We start from the raw sequence: 16,964 nt of genomic DNA on the forward strand, positions 1-16,964 counted from the left end.
ACACGCGGATCACCGGCACCCGCTTGGTGTGCAAGGTTTGTCCACCGTTGGGGACAACCTGGGGACAACAGTGCCGGCCGACCCCGCGAMCGGGGCCGGCCGGCATGCTTGGTGGGGACCGTCAGCGGGCCGCGTTGTCAGCGGGCCGCGGAGCCCTCGACGTAGTCGGAGTCGGTCTCCTTGATCCAGCTCATCAGCTTGCGGAGCTCCTTGCCGGTGCCCTCGATCGGGTGCTGGGCGCCCTTCTCACGCAGGGCCTTGAACTCCGGGCCGCCCGCGTCCTGGTCGTCGATGAACCGCTTGGCGAAGGCGCCGTTCTTGATGTCCGCGAGCACCGCCTGCATGTTCTCCTTGACGCGGGGGTCGATGACCCGGGGACCGGAGACGTAGTCGCCGTACTCGGCCGTGTCGGACACCGACCAGCGCTGCTTGGCGATGCCGCCCTCGACCATGAGGTCGACGATCAGCTTGAGCTCGTGCAGGCACTCGAAGTAGGCCACCTCGGGCTGGTAGCCGGCTTCAACAAGCGTCTCGAAGCCGTACTGCACGAGCTGGGATGCACCCCCGCAGAGGACGGCCTGCTCACCGAACAGGTCGGTCTCGCACTCCTCGGTGAAGGTGGTCTTGATGCCGCCGGCACGCAGTCCGCCGATGGCCTTGGCATAGGACTGGGCCAGCGCCCAGGCGTCGCCGGACGCGTCCTGCTCGACGGCCAGCAGCACGGGGACGCCGCGGCCGTCGACGTACTCACGGCGCACCAGGTGACCGGGACCCTTGGGGGCCACCATGATCACGTCGGAGCCTGCCTCGGGCTTGATGTAGTCGAACCGGATGTTGAAGCCGTGCCCGAAGAGCAGGCCGGCACCGTCCTTGAGGTTGGGCGCGATGTCGTTGGCATAGACGGTGCGCTGCACCTGGTCGGGCGTGAGGATGACGACGAGGTCGGCCTCCTTCACGGCATCCGCCACGGATCGCACGGTGAGCCCCTCGGCCTCGGCCTTGGCGCGGCTCTTGCTGCCCTCGGCGAGGCCGACGCGCACGTCGACCCCGGAGTCGCGAAGGTTGAGCGCGTGGGCGTGGCCCTGGCTGCCGTAGCCGATGACGGCCACCTTCTTGCCCTGGATCACGCTCAGGTCAGCGTCGTCGTCGTAGAACATCTCGGCCACGGTGGCCACTCCTTAGTGTTGTCTGGCTTGCTTCGGGTGATCAGTGAAATCTGTTGGACTGCAAAGACATTCAGGTATGCAGCGTGGCTTCGAACCGTCTGCGCCGCTCCCCTGCGCTAGGCCGTCCGCAGCGCCCGGTCGGTGATCGACCGCGTACCACGTCCGATCGCGACCATGCCGGACTGGACGAGCTCCTTGACGCCGAACGGCTCGATGACCTCGAGGAAGGCGGCGAGCTTGTCGCGGTTGCCGGTGACCTCGATGGTCAGGGTGTCGCTGGCGACATCGACCACTTTGGCACGGAACAGCTGAACCGTCTCGAGCACGTGGCTGCGGCTGTGCACGTCGGTGCGGACCTTGACCAGCAGGATCTCGCGCTGGACCGAGGCGGTGGGCTCGAGCTCGACGACCTTGAGGACCTCGATGAGCTTGTTGAGCTGCTTGGTGACCTGCTCCAGCGGCAGGGCGTCGACGTCGACGACCACCGTCATCCGCGAGATCTCCGGGTGCTCGGTGGGGCCCACGGCGAGCGAGTCGATGTTGAAGCCGCGCCGCGAGAAGAGCGCTGCGATCCTGGCCAGGACGCCGGGCTTGTTCTCGACGAGGACCGACAGGGTGTGCTTGCTCATCGCCATCTACCGTCCGTCCTTGTCTGCGTCCTCGGGCTGCTCGGTGGCCTCGTCCTCTTCACGGTCCCACTGCGGCGCGGTGTCCTTCGCGACCTGGATGGCGTCGTTGCTGACCCCGGCCGGGACCATCGGCCAGACCATCGCGTCGCGGTGGACGACGAAGTCGATGATGACCGGGACGTCGTTGACCTCCATGGCCTTCTTGATGGTCGCATCCACGTCTTCCGCACGCTCGCACCGGAGTCCGACGCAGCCGTAGGCGTCAGCCAGCTTGACGAAGTCGGGGATGCGGCGGCCGACCGAGGTGTGCAGGTCAGTGTTGGAGTAGCGCTTGTCGTAGAACAGGGACTGCCACTGGCGGACCATGCCCAGGCTGCTGTTGTTGATGATCGCGACCTTGATCGGGATGTTGTTGATGACGCAGGTCGCCAGCTCCTGGTTGGTCATCTGGAAGCACCCGTCCCCGTCGATGGCCCACACCACACGGTCCGGCTGGGCGACCTTCGCACCCATGGCGGCCGGCACGGCATACCCCATCGTCCCGAGGCCCCCGGAGTTGAGCCAGGCGTTCGGGCGTTCGTACTGGACGAACTGGGCCGCCCACATCTGGTGCTGGCCGACGCCGGCGACGTAGATCGACTCGGGTCCGCTGAGGGCGCCGATGCGCTCGATGACGTACTGCGGCGGCACGCCCTCCTCGCCCTCGGGCGAGGTGTAGCCGAGCGGGAAGGTGGACTTCCAGCCGGCCGTCTGCTCGCGCCAGGCGTCGTAGTCGCCGACCGTCCCGGCTTCGTGGTCGGCAGCCACCGCCTTGACCAGCTCACTGATGACCTCGAGCACGTCGCCGACGATCGGGACGTCGGCGTTGCGGTTCTTGGAGATCTCGGCGGGGTCGATGTCGGCGTGGATGACCTTGGCCTCTGGTGCGAACGTGGACAGCTGGCCGGTCACCCGGTCGTCGAAGCGCGCACCGAGGGTGATCAGCAGGTCGGACTTCTGGAGGGCCGTGACCGCGGCGACCGAGCCGTGCATGCCCGGCATGCCGAGGTGGAGCGGATGGCTGTCGGGGACGGCGCCCCGCGCCATCAGGGTGGTCACGACGGGGATCTGGGTCAGCTCGACGAACTCGCGCAGGGCGTCGGAGGCATTGCCGCGGATCACGCCGCCACCGACGTAGAACACGGGCCGCTTGGCCTGGGCGATGAGTCGAGCGGCCTCGCGGATCTGCTTGTTGTGCGGCCGGGCGACGGGCCGGTAGCCGGGCAGGTCGTACTTGGGCGGCCACGCGAAGGTGGTCTTCGCCTGGAGCGCATCCTTCGAGATGTCGACGAGGACGGGGCCGGGCCGGCCCGTGGAGGCGATGTGGAACGCCTCAGCGATGACACGAGGGATCTGCGAGGCGTCGGTGACCAGGTAGTTGTGCTTGGTGATCGGCATCGTGATGCCACGGATGTCGGCCTCCTGGAAGGCATCCGTGCCGATGGCGGCGGAGGCGACCTGGCCGGTGATGGCCACGATCGGCACCGAGTCCATGTAGGCGTCGGCGATGGCGGTCACGAGGTTGGTGGCACCCGGACCGGACGTCGCCATGCAGACCCCGACCTTGCCGGTCGCGCTGGCGTATCCCTCCGCCGCGTGGCCGGCGCCCTGCTCGTGGCGGACCAGGATGTGGCGGACCTTGACCGAGTCGAGCAGCGGGTCGTAGGCCGGCAGGATCGCCCCGCCGGGAATGCCGAAGACCGTGTCGACCTCCATGGCCTCGAGGGAGAGCACGAGGCTCTGGGCGCCGGTCACCTGGGCGGGAACCTTCGCCCTCGCCTGCTCGGCCAGCCTGGAGGGGCTGGGCGCGCTGGCTGGACTCGGGGCCGGACTCGGGGCCGGTTTCGTGTCGCTCACGTCTCTACCGCTTTCGGTTCTCGCTGGTGCTGGACCACGCTGATCTGCTCACGCTGTGCCTGCTCACGCTGTGCCTGCTCACAAAAAAGCCCTCCAGTCCTCGGGTGAGGACGACGGAGGGCAGCGCGCTGGCTCAAGGAGCCTGCGCGCTAATGAAGTACGAGAATTCGTGCCACACGAGAACTCTCCCGCGCGGCCCGAAGGGTGTCAACGTGCGAGACAACGGGTCCCACGATCCGGACCTGTCGTCTCAGTCACAGACCCTCAGCCGCAGACGGCCCCGCCGCTGGCACTGCCGACGAGCTTGCGGTACTTGGCCAGGACGCCGCGGGGGTACTTGGACTCCGGCGGCACGAAGCCCTCTGCGCGACGAGCCAGCTCTGCCTCGTCGACGTGGACGTCGAGCACGCCGTTCGCCACGTCGAGCGTGATGCGGTCACCGTCCCGGACGAACGCGATGGGTCCGCCGTCGACCGCCTCCGGCGCCACGTGTCCCACGCACAGACCGGTGGTACCGCCGGAGAAGCGGCCGTCGGTCAGGAGCAGCACGTCCTTGCCCAGCCCGGCACCCTTGATGGCACCGGTCACGGCCAGCATCTCGCGCATCCCCGGGCCGCCCTTGGGTCCTTCGTAACGGATGACGACGACGTCGCCCGCCTGGAGGGATCCCTGCGCGACGGCGTCCATCGCAGCGCGTTCGGCGTCGAACACCCTGGCGGTGCCCTCGAAGACGTCGGAGTCGAAGCCGGCCGACTTGACCACAGCGCCCTCGGGGGCCAGCGAGCCCTTGAGGATCGTGATCCCACCGGTCTTGTGGATCGGCTCCTTCATCGCCCGGACGACCTTGCCGTCGACGTCGGGCGGGGCGATGTGGGCGAGGTTCTCGGCCATCGTCTTGCCGGTGACGGTCAGGCAGTCGCCGTGCAGGAGCCCCGCGTCGAGCAGCGCGCGCATCACGACCGGCACTCCCCCGACCCGGTCGATGTCGGTCATGACGTACTGGCCAAACGGCTTGACGTCGGCCAGGTGCGGCACCCGGGCCCCGATGCGCGAGAAGTCGTCAAGAGTCAGGTCGACCTCGGCCTCGTTGGCGATCGCGAGCAGGTGCAGCACGGCGTTGGTCGAGCCACCGAAGGCCATCACGACGGCGATGGCGTTCTCGAACGCCTCCTTGGTCATGATGTCGCGTGCCGTGATGCCCCGCCGCAGAAGACCGACGACAGCCTCACCCGACTTGCGGGCGAACCCGTCGCGGCGGCGGTCGGTGGCGGGCGGCGCCGCCGACCCGGGCAGGGACATCCCGATGGCCTCGGCGACCGAAGCCATCGTGTTCGCGGTGTACATGCCGCCGCAGGCACCTTCGCCCGGACAGATCGCGCGCTCGATCGCGTCGACGTCGGCCCGCGACATCAGCCCCGCGGCGCACGCCCCGACGGCCTCGAAGGCGTCGATGATCGTCACCGTCTTCTCGGAGCCGTCCGAGAGCTTGGCGATCCCCGGGAGGATCGACCCGGCATACAGGAAGACGCTGGCCAGGTCGAGGCGCGCCGCGGCCATGAGCATTCCCGGCAGCGACTTGTCGCAGCCGGCGAGCAGGACCGAGCCGTCGAGCCGCTCCGCGTTCATGACGGTCTCGACGGAGTCGGCGATGATCTCGCGGCTCACCAGCGAGAAGTGCATGCCCTCGTGGCCCATCGAGATGCCGTCACTGACCGAGATGGTGCCGAACTCGAGGGGGTAACCACCGGCCGCGTGCACGCCGTCCTTGACGGCCTTGGCGAGCCGGTCGAGGGACAGGTTGCAGGGCGTGATCTCGTTCCACGAGCTGGCCACGCCGATCTGCGGCTTGACCCAGTCGTCGTCACCCATGCCCACCGCGCGCAGCATGCCGCGCGCGGCGGTCTTCTCGATGCCGTCGGTCACGTCACGGCTGCGCGGCTTGATGTCGACGCCGTTGGTGGCTGCCCCCGTGGCGGGTTCGGTGGTCGTCATGGGCCGAGTCTAGAACTCGGGTCCACAGGGTGGGACGCCGGTCTCACAAGCCGAAACCGCCGGGTATGCCGTGCGGTTCCCAGCGCCGCCAGCCCTGCGGACACCAGCGGGGCCACCTGCGCGGTCAGCCGCGAGAGACGTGGCAGCGCTCAAGCGCGGCCGTTCCGAAGTCGAGCCCGGACCAGGGCCCGGCATAGCGCAGGACGGCGAGCGACGACGTCGGGAACCCGGCGGCCAGGCACTCGTGCGCCGCCGACGAGCCGTCGCCCTCGGACAGCCCGCTGGCGAGGGCTGCCATCGTGGGGTTGTGCCCAACCACCATCACGACCTGCGCCTCCCCCGCCGATTCCCGAACCGTCTGGAGCACGGTCTGCGCGCCGCCGGAGTAGATGCCGTCGGCGTACTCGATGGTCTCGCCGCAGGCTCCTCCCTCGACCGCCGCGGCCCACGTCTGTCGGGTGCGCATCGCCGTCGAGCACAGCACCAGCTCGGGACCGAGCTCATGCTCGTGCATCCAGACGCCGGCCGCCCGGGCATCGCGCCTGCCCCGGCCGGTGAGCGCGCGCTCGTGGTCCGGCTTGCCGATGACCTGCTCAGCCTTGGCGTGGCGGAAGAGGATGAGCACCTTGTCATCACTGGCGAGGGTCATACCCCGAGCATGGACCCGTTGGACCTCAACAACCAGTCTTGACAGCAGCGCTCAGGGCGCGGCGACTGCCGCCCCGGATCAGCCGCCACGGCTGAGCGAGCCAGCCACCTCGGCCCGCTACCCTTCGTCCCACCACGACGAGGTGGACCCGAGGCAGTGAACCCGCGGCCGCGGCATACCTCTCCGCCCAGTGAGGAACGACCGATGGAGCAGCCGCCCGCCCTGATCGACGTCAGGGCGACCGCACCGACCGACCGGCCCTGGCTCGACGAGGCGATCCGCCGGATCCAGTCCGACGCCAACCGCAGCGCCGACACCCACCTCGTGCACGTGCCGCTCCCGGGGCTGCCCGACGTCGACCTCTACCTCAAGGACGAGTCGACGCACCCCACCGGCAGCCTCAAGCACCGCCTCGCGAGGTCCCTGTTCCTCTACGCCCTGTGCAACGGTGAGCTGCACGACGGGACCACGGTCATCGAGGCGTCGAGCGGTTCCACGGCGGTGAGCGAGGCGTACTTCGCCCGGATGCTCGGCCTGCCCTTCATCGCCGTCATGGTGCGGACGACCAGCCCGGAGAAGATCGCCCTCATCGAGCGCGAGGGCGGCCGGTGCCACTTCGTGGACGACGCGGGCGAGGTGTACGAGGTCGCGCGCCAGCTCGCGGACGAGCGCGACGGCCACTACCTCGACCAGTTCACCTATGCCGAGCGCGCGACCGACTGGCGCGGCAACAACAACATCGCGGAGTCGATCTTCGAGCAGATGGGTCGCGAGCGGCACCCGGTCCCCCACTGGGTCGTCGTGGGCGCGGGCACCGGCGGCACCAGCGCGACCATCGGGCGGTACGTCCGCTACCGGGGCCTGGCCAGCCAGGTGTGTGTCGTCGACCCCGAGCACTCGGCCTTCCTCCCGGCGTTCTGCGGCGACGACGCGGGCGTCACGGCGGCGTGCGGGTCGCGCATCGAGGGCATCGGCCGGCCGCGGGTCGAGCCGAGCTTCGTCCCGAGCGTCGTGGACCGGATGATGCTGGTGCCCGACGCCGCCTCCGTCGCGGCGATGCGTTTCCTCACCGAACGCACGGGGCTGCGCGGCGGCGCATCGACCGGCACCAACCTGTTCGGCGCGTTGCGCCTCGCGTGCGAGATGGCCGAGCGGGGCGAAGGCGGGAGCATCGTCTCGCTGCTCTGCGACGGCTCGGAGAGGTATGCCGGCACCTATCGCAACGACGCCTGGCTCGCCGAGCGAGGGTGGGACCTCGAACCCCACCTCGCCGTGCTGCGAGCGGCGTGGGACGAAGGGGCCTGGACCGCCTGAGGTCCACGACTTGTTGCCGCCTGCTTGTCACCGGGAGCCGAAATCGGCGGTTGGTGACGACGAGGTGGCAACAAGTGGGGGGCGATCAGCCGCCGGACACGGCGTTGATGACGTGGACCGTCGAGTTCGGGGTGACCGCGGTCTGCACCCCGTCGGCACGCTTGGCGTCCTCGCCGTCCACGAAGATGTTGACGTGGCGGCGGATCTCGCCGCGCTCGTCCCGCACGCGCGACGCCAGGATCGGCCACGGCTCGAACGCCCGGTCGAGCACATCGGCGAGCGAGGCCTGGGCGCCCAGCTCGACGGGCAGCTCGGCCGCACCGTCGGCCAGCTCGCGCAACAGGCCCGGGAGCACCACGCGAGCGGTCATGGAAGCGTGACCGCCCGCACGCAGAGCACGTCCGGCAGCTGTTCGACGACGCGCGTGAACGAGTCGCCGCCGTCGACCGACGCGTAGACCTCGCCGTTGCGCGTGCCGAGGTACAGGCCCGGCTCCTCGGGGTGGTCGTCCAGTCCTGCGGCATCACGCAGCACGTTCGTGTAGCACGGGGAGGGCAGTCCGTCGTGCTGGGTGCGCCACGTCGCCCCGGCGTCGTCGGTGCGCTGGACCTGGAGCTCGGCTCCCGGTGGGATGCGCTCACCGTCGGAGGCGATCGGCACCAGCCACATGGTGTCCCCGCGACGGGGATGCGCCAGGGCGGTCATGCCGAAGTTCGTCGGCAGCCCCGCCTCGATCGACGTCCAGGTGACCCCGTCGTCGTCCGAACGGTAGACGCCCCTGTGGTTCTGGGCGTAGAGCCGGGTCGGGGTGCCGCTGTCGCGCACCACCTTGTGGACGCATTGCCCGAACTCGGGCCACTCGTCGTGCGGCTGGAAGTAGGCGTGGATGCCAGTGTTGCCGGGGTTCCACGACGCCCCGCCGTCACGGGTGTTGTAGACGCCACCGGTGCTCATCGCGACGAGCATGCTGTCGGCGTCGACCGGGCTCGGCAGGACGGTGTGGATGGCTCCGCCACCGAAGCCCTCGCCCCACTCGGGGCGGTGGGGGTGTTCCCACAGCCCCCGGTTGAGCTCGAACGTCTCGCCCCGGTCCGCGCTGCGCCAGAGCCCCTGGGGTTCGGTGCCGGCCCAGACCACGGACGATTCGTGCGGGTCGGCCACCAGCTGCCACGTGGCCTTGAGCGCCGTGTCGGTGTCCTCCGGGAAGCGGATCGACCCGTCGGGGTGCTCGACCCAGCTGGCCCCGAGGTCGTCGGAGTGCTGCAACGACGGACCCCAGTGCGACGAGCGGAACCCCACGAGCAGCCTGGTGGGGTCGGTGCGGGTGTCGAACAGCAGCGACAGCACCTCGCTCATCAGGAAGTGCGGACCCTCGACCCGCCACGACTGCCGGTCCTCACTGCGAGCCAGCCACAACCCCTTGCGTGTGCCTATTCCGACGACGGTCTCACCCATGTTTCCCATACTGGCACTCCTCTGGCCGTCCGACACGTGTTGTCGGTATCGACCCGGAAGCACCGCAGAACTCATCGGAGCGCAGGCCGGAATCCTCCGTGCCAGCGCGAGTGGTCAGACCAGGTTTCGCAACGGTCTCCCGGCGGCATACGCCCCCAGCTGCTCCTGCAGCAGGCGCGCGGCGCGTGGCATGAACGCGGTCGAGGCCCCGCCGACGTGCGGAGTGATCATCACTCCCGGCGTGGTCCACAAGGGGTGGTCGGGGGGCAGCGGCTCGGGGTCGGTGACGTCCAGGGCAGCCCGGATCCGGCCGGCCGCCGCGTGCCGCACCAGCGCGTCGGTGTCGACGACCCCGCCCCGCGCGACGTTGACGACCAGGGCACCGTCGGGCAGGGCAGCCAGGAAGTCGTCGTCGACCAGGCCCGCTGTGTGCGCGCTCAACGGCACGATCACGATGACGACGTCATGCAGCGGCAGCAGGTCCGGCAGCTCGTCGACCCCGTGGACGGACCGCACGAGCTCGTCCCCCGCCCGCGCACGGCTCGCCACCGCCGTCACCTGGACCTCGAACGGCGTGAGCCGGGCAGCGATCGCCCGCCCGATGGCGCCGTAGCCCAGCACCAGCACCCGTTTGTCGGCCAAGGCGTGGTGGAACGTCGAGGGCAGCCAGGTGCGTTCCCGTTGGGCCGCAAAGAAGTCCGGGAAGTCGCGCAGGCTCGCCAGCGTGAGCGCCACCGCCAGCTCTGCCGTCGAGGCGTCGTGGACCCCGGTGGCGTTCGCAAGCCTCACTCCGTCGGGCAGCACGGCCTGCACGTCGTCGTAACCGGCCGTCAGGAGCTGCACGAGCTCGAGGTTGGGCACGTGCGAGAGGGCGCCCAGCCGACCACCGGCACCGATGTACGGCGGCACGACGACCCTGATCTCCTCGGCCCGCTCCGGAGCGCCGTCGAGCTCCCACACGGCGAGCTCGACCCCCGTGATCGGTCCCACCACGTTCACCCATTCCTGCCCCGGCAGGGTCACCAGCGTCATGTCTCCCACGCTAGCCCCGAGACCCCACGCGGTGGCGGCACGTCCGCCCGGGGGCGAGGACCCGCCGCGGTCAGGTGCGAACGCGCCCACGTCACGCACAATGGGGTATGCCGCGTGCACCGCTTCGTCGCCGGCGCACCTCCGCAGGGGCCGCTGCCACCACCGGGGTGGCTGCCGTCCTGCTGGTCTGCGGGTGCTCGGGCACGAACGGATCCGGCGACAGGACGACCGTCTCGGCCCCCGTGCTGACCACAGCCAGCACCACCTCGACGCCGAGCCGCTCCACCACGAGTGGCGCCACGACGACCCCGACAACGACCCCAACCAGGGCCATCCCCGCGACCTCCACCCTCGCGACCAACCTCGACGTCCCGTGGGCCATCGCGTTCCTCCCGGACGGCTCCGCCCTGGTCACGCTGCGCGACAAGGCGCAGCTGCTGCACCTCCGCAGCGGCCGGGCGCCGAAGGTGCTCGGCGAGATCCCGGGTGTGCGACCCGATGGCGAGGGCGGGCTGCTGGGCGTGGCGGTGTCACCACGGTTTGCCAGCGACAAGAGCATCTTCGTCTACTTCACCGCCGCGGACGACAACCGGGTCGTCCGGCTGACCTTCAGCGGCGGGAAGGCGACGAAGCCGACCGTGGTGCTGCGCGGCATACCCAAGGCAGGCAACCACAACGGCGGGCGACTTGCCTTCGGCCCGGACGGCTACCTCTACGTCACCACGGGCGACGCCGGCCACTCCGAGCGTTCCCAGGACGAGCGCGCCCTCGGCGGGAAGATCCTGCGCATCACGACCGACGGCAGACCCGCGCCGGGCAACCCGTTCGGCAACTCCCCCGTCTGGACGTACGGGCACCGCAACGTGCAAGGCATCGCCTGGGCCCCCGACGGACGGATGTTCGCGAGCGAGTTCGGACAGAACACCTGGGACGAGCTCAACCTGATCGTGCCGGGTCGCAACTACGGCTGGCCGGTCGTCGAGGGACGGGCGGGTCGCTCGAAGTTCACGGACCCCCTCGCCCAGTGGGCGACCTCCGACGCGTCTCCGAGTGGGATCGCCGTGGCGAACGGCGCGGTCTGGATGGCAGCCCTGCGGGGTCAGTCACTGTGGCGAGTTCCGTTGACTGCCAATGGCATCGGCACCCCCAAGCGACTGCTTCACGGCCGCTACGGCAGGCTCCGCGACGCAGTGGCGGGTCCGGACGGACGGCTGTGGGTGCTGACCAGCAACACCTTCCGCGGCAGCCCGCGGGCCGGCGACGACAAGCTGGTCGCGCTCAACCTGGCAACCCTCTAGCGCCCGCGCATACCTCACCCCGTCTTTGGAAGTGGGACGTCCGGATATCCGGAAGTCCCCCTTCCAACAGGGGCGACGAACTCAGGTGAGCTTGGCCAGGATCAGCTCGCGGGCCTTGCCTGCGTCGGCCTGGCCCCGCATCTCCTTCATCACCTGACCGATGAGGGCACCGGCGGCCTGGACCTTGCCGTCGCGCACCTTCTGGGCCACGTCGGCGTTGGCCTCGATGACCTTGTCGACAGCCGCCTCGAGGGCGTCGTCGTCCTGCACCAGCTCGAGCCCTCTGGCGTCGGCGACCTCGGTGGGCGTGCCCTCACCGTCGATGACGCCGTCGAGGACCTGGCGGGCCATCGAGTCGTTGAGGCGGCCCCCACGGACCAGACCGTCGAGCTCGGCGATGTGGGCAGGCGTGACGCCGAAGTCCTCCACGGAGGTGCCGTCGACGTTGGCGCGACGGGCCAGCTCACCGGTCCACCACTTGCGTGCGCCGGCCGGGGTCGCGCCCGCAGCCACCGTCTCCTCGATCAGCGCGACCGCCCCGGCGTTCATGACGTCACGCATCTCGAGGTCGCTGTAGCCCCACTCGGCCTGGAGCCGCTTGCGGCGAAGGCCAGGGGCCTCGGGCAGGGTGCCGCGGAGCTCCTCCACCGTCTCGCGCGTCGGTGCGACGGGCACGAGGTCAGGCTCCGGGAAGTACCGGTAGTCCTCGGCGTCGGACTTCTCGCGGCCACTCGTCGTGACCCCGGTGTCCTCGTGCCAGTGTCGTGTCTCCTGGATGATCTTGTCGCCCTTGTCGAGGATCGCCGCGTGCCTGGTGATCTCGTACCGCACCGCGCGCTCGACGCTGCGCAGGGAGTTGACGTTCTTGGTCTCGGTGCGGGTGCCGAGCGGCACGTCGTCCTGGCTCTGGTCCCCGGTGGCCTTGGGGCGCAACGAGACGTTGGCGTCACAGCGCAGCGACCCCTGCTCCATCTTGACGTCGGAGACGCCCAGGGCGCGCAGCAGCTCGCGCAGCGCACCGACGTACGCCTTGGCCACCTCGGGCGCCCTCTCACCGGCACCGGTCAGCGGCTCGGTGACGATCTCGATGAGGGGTATGCCGGCCCGGTTGTAGTCGACCAGCGAGTGGTCTGCGCCGTGGATGCGTCCGGTGGCGCCACCGATGTGCAGCGACTTCCCGGTGTCCTCCTCCATGTGCGCGCGCTCGATCGCGACGCGGTAGACCGTGCCGTCGGACAGCTCGACGTCGAGGTGGCCCTCGAAGGCGATCGGCTCGTCGTACTGGCTGGTCTGGAAGTTCTTCGGCATGTCCGGGTAGAAGTAGTTCTTCCGGGCGAACCGGCACCACTGCGCGATCTCGCAGTTGAGCGCGAGGCCGATCCGGATGGCCGACTCCACCGCCTTCTCGTTGACGACGGGCAGCGCACCCGGCAGCCCCAGGCAGACCGGGCAGACCTGGGTGTTGGGTTCGGCGCCGAACTCGGTGGCACACCCACAGAACATCTTGGTCGCGGTGTTGAGCTCGACGTGCACCTCAAGACCCATCACGGGGTCGTAGCGCTCGAGCGCCTCGTCGTAGTCGACGATCTCCTCGGCGGTGGCCGTAGCGGTGTTCATCGTGGTCACGCTCCCTTCGCGGTCAGCTGGGGGGCCTTGGCCAGCAGTGAGCCGCCCCACCTGTCGACGAGCATCTTCTCGAGGGCCGCGCCCACGTTGTAGAGCCGCTCGTCCTTCGTTGCCGGCGCCAGGATCTGGATGCCGGTGGGCAGGCCGTCCTCGTCGGCCAGGCCGCTCGGCAGTGACATCCCGGGCACCCCGGCGAGGTTGGCGGGGATGGTGGCGACGTCCTGGAGGTACATCGACATCGGGTCGTCGAGCTTGTCGCCCAGCTTGAACGCGGTGGTGGGTGCCGTCGGGCTGACCAGCACGTCGACCTGACCGAAGGCGGCCTCGAAGTCATTCGCGATCAGCCGGCGGACCTTCTGGGCCTGGCCGTAGTAGGCGTCGTAATAACCGCTCGAGAGCGCGTAGGTGCCGAGGATGATGCGGCGCTTGACCTCGTCGCCGAAGCCGGCGTCACGAGTGGCCGCCATGACCTGCTCGGCGCTGGGGTCGTCGACACCCTCGGGCAGGACCCGCAGGCCGTAACGCATCGCGTCGAACTTGGCCAGGTTGGAGGACGCCTCACTGGGCAGGATCAGGTAGTAGGCCGCGAGCGCGTAGTCGAAGCTCGGGCACGACACCTCGACGACCTCGGCACCGGCCTCCTGGAGCAGGGCGACGGACTCGTCGAAGCGCGCGCGCACGCCCGCCTGGTAGCCCTCGCCACCGAGCTCCTTGATCACCCCGACCCTGAGCCCCCTGACGTCCGCGCGGCGTGCGGCCTCGACGACCGAGGGCACCGGGGCGTTGATCGAGGTGGAGTCCATCGGGTCGTACCCGCCGATGACCGAGTGCAGCAGCGCAGCGTCGAGGACGGTGCGCGTGCACGGGCCCGCCTGGTCGAGGCTGGAGGCGAGCGCCACGAGGCCGTAGCGGGACACCCCGCCGTAGGTCGGCTTGACCCCGACGGTGCCCGTGACCGAGGCCGGCTGGCGGATCGAGCCACCGGTGTCCGTGCCGATCGCCAACGGCGCCTCGTAGGCCGCGACGACGGCTGAGGAGCCACCTCCCGACCCGCCGGGGATGCGGGTGAGGTCCCACGGGTTGTGGGTGGGGCCGTAGGCGGAGTGCTCGGTGGACGAGCCCATCGCGAACTCGTCCATGTTGGTCTTGCCCAGGATCGGCATGCCGACCGACTTGAGGCGGGCCACGACGGTGGCGTCATAGGGCGGGATCCACCCCTCGAGGATCCTGGACCCGCAGGTCGTCGGCAGTCCCTGGGTCACCATCACGTCCTTGACGGCGATCGGCACGCCGGCGAGGACGTGGAGCTCCTCCCCGGCTGCGCGCCGCTCGTCCACGGTGCGGGCCGCCGCGAGGGCACCCTCGCCGTCCACGTGGAGGTAGGCGTGCACGTCGGCGTCGACGGCCGCGATGCGGTCGAGGTGGGCCTGCACCACCTCGACGGAGCTGAGCTCGAGGGAGCTCAGCGCATGCGCGAGCTCGGCGGCGCTGGAACGGGTGATGTCGGAGTTCACGGGTGGTGGTCCTCGGTCTGTCGCTGGTGGGACGCGGACATGGGGTCGGCGGCGGTGGCCGCAGTGGGCCGCAGTGGGCGCGGCGGGGCTCGGTCTGGCGTGGCCCGTCAGTCCTCGTCGAGGATGCGCGGCACCGAGAAGCGCTGCAGCTCCTGCTCCGGCGCCCCGGACAGGGCGGCCTGCGCCCCGAGCGACGGACGGACCTCGTCCGGGCGGGTGACGTTGGTGAGCGGCAGCGGGTGGGACATCGGCTCGATGTCGTCCGCGGCGACTTCCTGCACCTTGGCGACGGACTCGAGGATGACGCCGAGCTCTCCGACCATCCGGTCGAGCTCGGCATCGGACAGGTCGATGCGGGCGAGGCCGGCGAGGTGCGCGACGTCGTCCCGGGACAGTGCGGACATGGTCGCCAGTCTAGGGGCGCGGTCTGGAGCGTGACGCATCGCTCATGTCGCGGCATACCCGGCTCGGCCTAGGCTGGCGACCATGACTGAACTGCCCACCGAGCTCTTCACCGCGATCGACCACGTGGGGGTCGCGGTGCGCGACCTCGACGAGGCGATCACCTTCTACCGCGACACCTACGGGATGACGCTGGCGCACCAGGAGGTCAACGAGGAGCAGGGCGTCCGCGAGGCGATGATGGCGGTCGGCGGCAGCGGGTCGCACATCCAGCTGCTGGCGCCCCTGTCACCGGAGTCGACGATCGCGAAGTTCCTCGACCGCTCCGGGCCGGGCGTCCAGCAGGTTGCCTACCGCGTGGAGGACGTCGAGGCCGTCAGTCAGGTGCTGCGCGACCGCGGTCTGCGGCTGCTCTACGACGAGCCGCGGCGCGGCACGTCCAACTCGAGGGTGAACTTCATCCACCCCAAGGACGCTGGCGGCATCCTGGTCGAGCTCGTCCAGCCTGCCCACGAGACCCACTGACGGCTGGCGTGAGGTAGGTCACCGCGTGACCGGAGTCTCACCAGCATCCCGATTGCCTTACTCCGCAGTAGTTTCGCCTGCAGCCGTGCCGACGACGCCGAGGAGACAGACCCATGCAGGAAATCCGCGACGCCATCCTCTCCGGGGACCGCACCCGGGAGACGTATGCCGGGTTGGCCATTCCCGAGACCTACCGCGCCGTGACGGTGCACAAGGACGAGGTGGGCATCTTCGAGGGCCTGCCCACCAAGGAGAAGGACCCGCGCAAGTCGCTGCACCTCGACGACGTCCCGGTGCCCGAGCTCGCACCCGGTGAGGCGCTCGTCGCCGTCATGGCCAGCGCCATCAACTACAACACCGTGTGGACCTCGATCTTCGAGCCGGTGTCGACCTTCGGGTTCCTCGAGCGCTACGGCCGCACCTCCGAGTTCGCCAAGCGGCACGACCTGCCCTACCACGTGGTCGGCTCCGACCTCGCCGGTGTCGTCCTGCGGACCGGGCCCGGAGTCACCAAGTGGACGCCGGGCCAGGAGGTTGTCGCGCACTGCCTGTCGGTCGAGCTCGAGGACGCCGAGGGCCACAACGACACCATGCTCGACCCGCAGCAGCGGATCTGGGGTTTCGAGACCAACTTCGGTGGCCTCGCCGAGCTCGCCATCGTCAAGTCCAACCAGCTGATGCCCAAGCCGGCCCACCTGACATGGGAGGAGGCGGCCTCTCCCGGCCTGGTGAACTCCACGGCATACCGCCAGCTGATCTCCAAGAACGGCGCCGCCATGAAGCTGGGCGACCGAGTCCTGATCTGGGGCGCCTCAGGTGGTCTGGGGTCCTACGCCACCCAGATGGCGCTGTCCGGTGGCGCCACCCCCATCTGCGTCGTCTCCTCGCCGGAGAAGGCCCAGATCTGCCGCGACATGGGCGCCGAGCTGATCATCGACCGCAGCGCCGAGGGCTACAAGTTCTGGAACGACGACAACACCGCGCAGGATCCGCGTGAGTGGCAGCGGCTCGGCAAGAAGATCCGTGAGCTCACCGGCGGTCACGACGTGGACATCGTCTTCGAGCACCCCGGGCGCGAGACCTTCGGGGCCAGCGTCTACGTCGCGCGGAAGGGCGGCACCATCGTCACCTGTGCCTCGACGTCGGGCTACATGCACGAGTACGACAACCGCTACCTGTGGATGAACCTCAAGCGGATCATCTCGAGCCACTTCGCCAACTACCGCGAGGCGTGGGAGGCGAACGAGCTCATCAACCGTGGCCTCATCCACCCCACCCTCTCCAAGACCTACACCATGGACGAGGTCGGGCAGGCTGCGCTCGACGTGCACCGGAACGCCCACCAGGGCAAGGTCGGCGTGCTCACCCTCTCCCCCGAGGCTGGGCTCGGCGTGACGGACGCCGAGAAGCGGGCCGCCCTGCTCCCGCAGATCGACCGGTTCCGCAACACCTGACCTGCGGCGATG

General features: G+C 69.7%; 15 protein-coding genes. 4 read left to right on the plus strand and 11 right to left on the minus strand.

The genetic code is table 11. The features are described from left to right. Positions 1–137 precede the first annotated feature (137 nt). The 5 genes from ilvC to AC1DS4_RS09155 all read right to left on the minus strand — a co-directional run bounded on the left by ilvC (position 138) and on the right by AC1DS4_RS09155 (position 6,332). Positions 138–1,166 carry a ketol-acid reductoisomerase gene (ilvC, locus tag AC1DS4_RS09135; protein ID WP_477615546.1) on the minus strand — a complete coding sequence of 343 codons (1,029 nt, stop codon included), beginning with the start codon at positions 1,164–1,166 and terminating at the stop codon, positions 138–140. 116 nt (positions 1,167–1,282) lie between these two features. Continuing rightward, entirely contained in the window at positions 1,283–1,795 is a 513-nt protein-coding gene (gene ilvN, locus AC1DS4_RS09140) for an acetolactate synthase small subunit (RefSeq protein WP_140741388.1), read from the minus strand. Between the two features lie 6 nt (positions 1,796–1,801). Beyond that, positions 1,802–3,691: an acetolactate synthase large subunit gene (locus tag AC1DS4_RS09145; RefSeq protein WP_477632738.1), complete on the minus strand. Its 1,890-nt coding sequence runs from the start codon at positions 3,689–3,691 to the stop codon at positions 1,802–1,804. A gap of 264 nt (positions 3,692–3,955) precedes the next feature. Continuing rightward, entirely contained in the window at positions 3,956–5,683 is a 1,728-nt protein-coding gene (ilvD, locus tag AC1DS4_RS09150; RefSeq protein WP_477632739.1) for a dihydroxy-acid dehydratase, read from the minus strand. A gap of 124 nt (positions 5,684–5,807) precedes the next feature. Then, positions 5,808–6,332, minus strand: a complete 525-nt coding sequence (locus AC1DS4_RS09155) for a SixA phosphatase family protein (RefSeq protein WP_477615549.1) — start codon at positions 6,330–6,332, stop codon at positions 5,808–5,810. Between the two features lie 204 nt (positions 6,333–6,536). On the opposite strand from AC1DS4_RS09155, the gene AC1DS4_RS09160 reads away from it, so the two are divergent. Beyond that, complete coding sequence (locus AC1DS4_RS09160) at positions 6,537–7,646, plus strand: PLP-dependent cysteine synthase family protein (RefSeq protein ID WP_477632740.1); 1,110 nt, start codon at positions 6,537–6,539, stop codon at positions 7,644–7,646. Between the two features lie 85 nt (positions 7,647–7,731). Here AC1DS4_RS09160 and AC1DS4_RS09165 read toward each other — a convergent pair whose 3' ends face one another. The 3 genes from AC1DS4_RS09165 to AC1DS4_RS09175 all read right to left on the minus strand — a co-directional run bounded on the left by AC1DS4_RS09165 (position 7,732) and on the right by AC1DS4_RS09175 (position 10,133). Further along, positions 7,732–8,016, minus strand: a complete 285-nt coding sequence (locus tag AC1DS4_RS09165; RefSeq protein ID WP_477615551.1) for a MoaD/ThiS family protein — start codon at positions 8,014–8,016, stop codon at positions 7,732–7,734. Beyond that, a complete protein-coding gene (locus AC1DS4_RS09170; protein ID WP_477632741.1) occupies positions 8,013–9,101 on the minus strand; it encodes a WD40/YVTN/BNR-like repeat-containing protein in 1,089 nt (362 codons plus the stop codon). Before AC1DS4_RS09170 ends, AC1DS4_RS09165 begins: the two co-directional genes overlap by 4 nt. A gap of 114 nt (positions 9,102–9,215) precedes the next feature. Continuing rightward, positions 9,216–10,133 (minus strand): 2-hydroxyacid dehydrogenase, encoded by a 918-nt coding sequence (locus AC1DS4_RS09175; RefSeq protein WP_477632742.1) that lies wholly within the window; start codon positions 10,131–10,133, stop codon positions 9,216–9,218. A gap of 107 nt (positions 10,134–10,240) precedes the next feature. On the opposite strand from AC1DS4_RS09175, the gene AC1DS4_RS09180 reads away from it, so the two are divergent. Then, positions 10,241–11,431, plus strand: coding sequence for a PQQ-dependent sugar dehydrogenase (locus AC1DS4_RS09180; protein WP_477632743.1), 1,191 nt, complete (start codon positions 10,241–10,243; stop codon positions 11,429–11,431). Between the two features lie 81 nt (positions 11,432–11,512). Here AC1DS4_RS09180 and gatB read toward each other — a convergent pair whose 3' ends face one another. From gatB to gatC, 3 genes are all read right to left on the minus strand, one after another. After that, positions 11,513–13,048: an Asp-tRNA(Asn)/Glu-tRNA(Gln) amidotransferase subunit GatB gene (gene gatB, locus AC1DS4_RS09185; RefSeq protein WP_477632744.1), complete on the minus strand. Its 1,536-nt coding sequence runs from the start codon at positions 13,046–13,048 to the stop codon at positions 11,513–11,515. 5 nt (positions 13,049–13,053) lie between these two features. Beyond that, positions 13,054–14,571: an Asp-tRNA(Asn)/Glu-tRNA(Gln) amidotransferase subunit GatA gene (gene gatA / locus AC1DS4_RS09190; RefSeq protein WP_477632745.1), complete on the minus strand. Its 1,518-nt coding sequence runs from the start codon at positions 14,569–14,571 to the stop codon at positions 13,054–13,056. Positions 14,572–14,678: 107 nt separating this feature from the next. Next, positions 14,679–14,975 carry an Asp-tRNA(Asn)/Glu-tRNA(Gln) amidotransferase subunit GatC gene (gatC, locus tag AC1DS4_RS09195; RefSeq protein WP_477615557.1) on the minus strand — a complete coding sequence of 99 codons (297 nt, stop codon included), beginning with the start codon at positions 14,973–14,975 and terminating at the stop codon, positions 14,679–14,681. Positions 14,976–15,057: 82 nt separating this feature from the next. Between gatC and mce the strand changes: the two genes are divergently transcribed. Then, entirely contained in the window at positions 15,058–15,498 is a 441-nt protein-coding gene (gene mce, locus AC1DS4_RS09200; protein WP_477615558.1) for a methylmalonyl-CoA epimerase, read from the plus strand. A gap of 113 nt (positions 15,499–15,611) precedes the next feature. After that, positions 15,612–16,952, plus strand: a complete 1,341-nt coding sequence (gene ccrA, locus AC1DS4_RS09205; RefSeq protein WP_477632746.1) for a crotonyl-CoA carboxylase/reductase — start codon at positions 15,612–15,614, stop codon at positions 16,950–16,952. Positions 16,953–16,964 lie beyond the last annotated feature (12 nt).

This window comes from Pedococcus sp. P3_C7, from assembly GCF_056402615.1.

What these genes read in the sequence shown, in the direction of transcription:
- ilvN (WP_140741388.1), bottom strand. Translation starts at nt 1,795, where the DNA reads ATGAGCAAGCACACCCTGTCGGTCCTCGTCGAGAACAAGCCCGGCGTC.
- ilvD (WP_477632739.1), bottom strand. Translation starts at nt 5,683, where the DNA reads ATGACGACCACCGAACCCGCCACGGGGGCAGCCACCAACGGCGTCGAC.
- AC1DS4_RS09155 (WP_477615549.1), bottom strand. Translation starts at nt 6,332, where the DNA reads ATGACCCTCGCCAGTGATGACAAGGTGCTCATCCTCTTCCGCCACGCC.
- AC1DS4_RS09160 (WP_477632740.1), top strand. Translation starts at nt 6,537, where the DNA reads ATGGAGCAGCCGCCCGCCCTGATCGACGTCAGGGCGACCGCACCGACC.
- AC1DS4_RS09165 (WP_477615551.1), bottom strand. Translation starts at nt 8,016, where the DNA reads ATGACCGCTCGCGTGGTGCTCCCGGGCCTGTTGCGCGAGCTGGCCGAC.
- AC1DS4_RS09170 (WP_477632741.1), bottom strand. Translation starts at nt 9,101, where the DNA reads ATGGGTGAGACCGTCGTCGGAATAGGCACACGCAAGGGGTTGTGGCTG.
- AC1DS4_RS09175 (WP_477632742.1), bottom strand. Translation starts at nt 10,133, where the DNA reads ATGACGCTGGTGACCCTGCCGGGGCAGGAATGGGTGAACGTGGTGGGA.
- AC1DS4_RS09180 (WP_477632743.1), top strand. Translation starts at nt 10,241, where the DNA reads ATGCCGCGTGCACCGCTTCGTCGCCGGCGCACCTCCGCAGGGGCCGCT.
- gatB (WP_477632744.1), bottom strand. Translation starts at nt 13,048, where the DNA reads ATGAACACCGCTACGGCCACCGCCGAGGAGATCGTCGACTACGACGAG.
- gatC (WP_477615557.1), bottom strand. Translation starts at nt 14,975, where the DNA reads ATGTCCGCACTGTCCCGGGACGACGTCGCGCACCTCGCCGGCCTCGCC.
- mce (WP_477615558.1), top strand. Translation starts at nt 15,058, where the DNA reads ATGACTGAACTGCCCACCGAGCTCTTCACCGCGATCGACCACGTGGGG.
- ccrA (WP_477632746.1), top strand. Translation starts at nt 15,612, where the DNA reads ATGCAGGAAATCCGCGACGCCATCCTCTCCGGGGACCGCACCCGGGAG.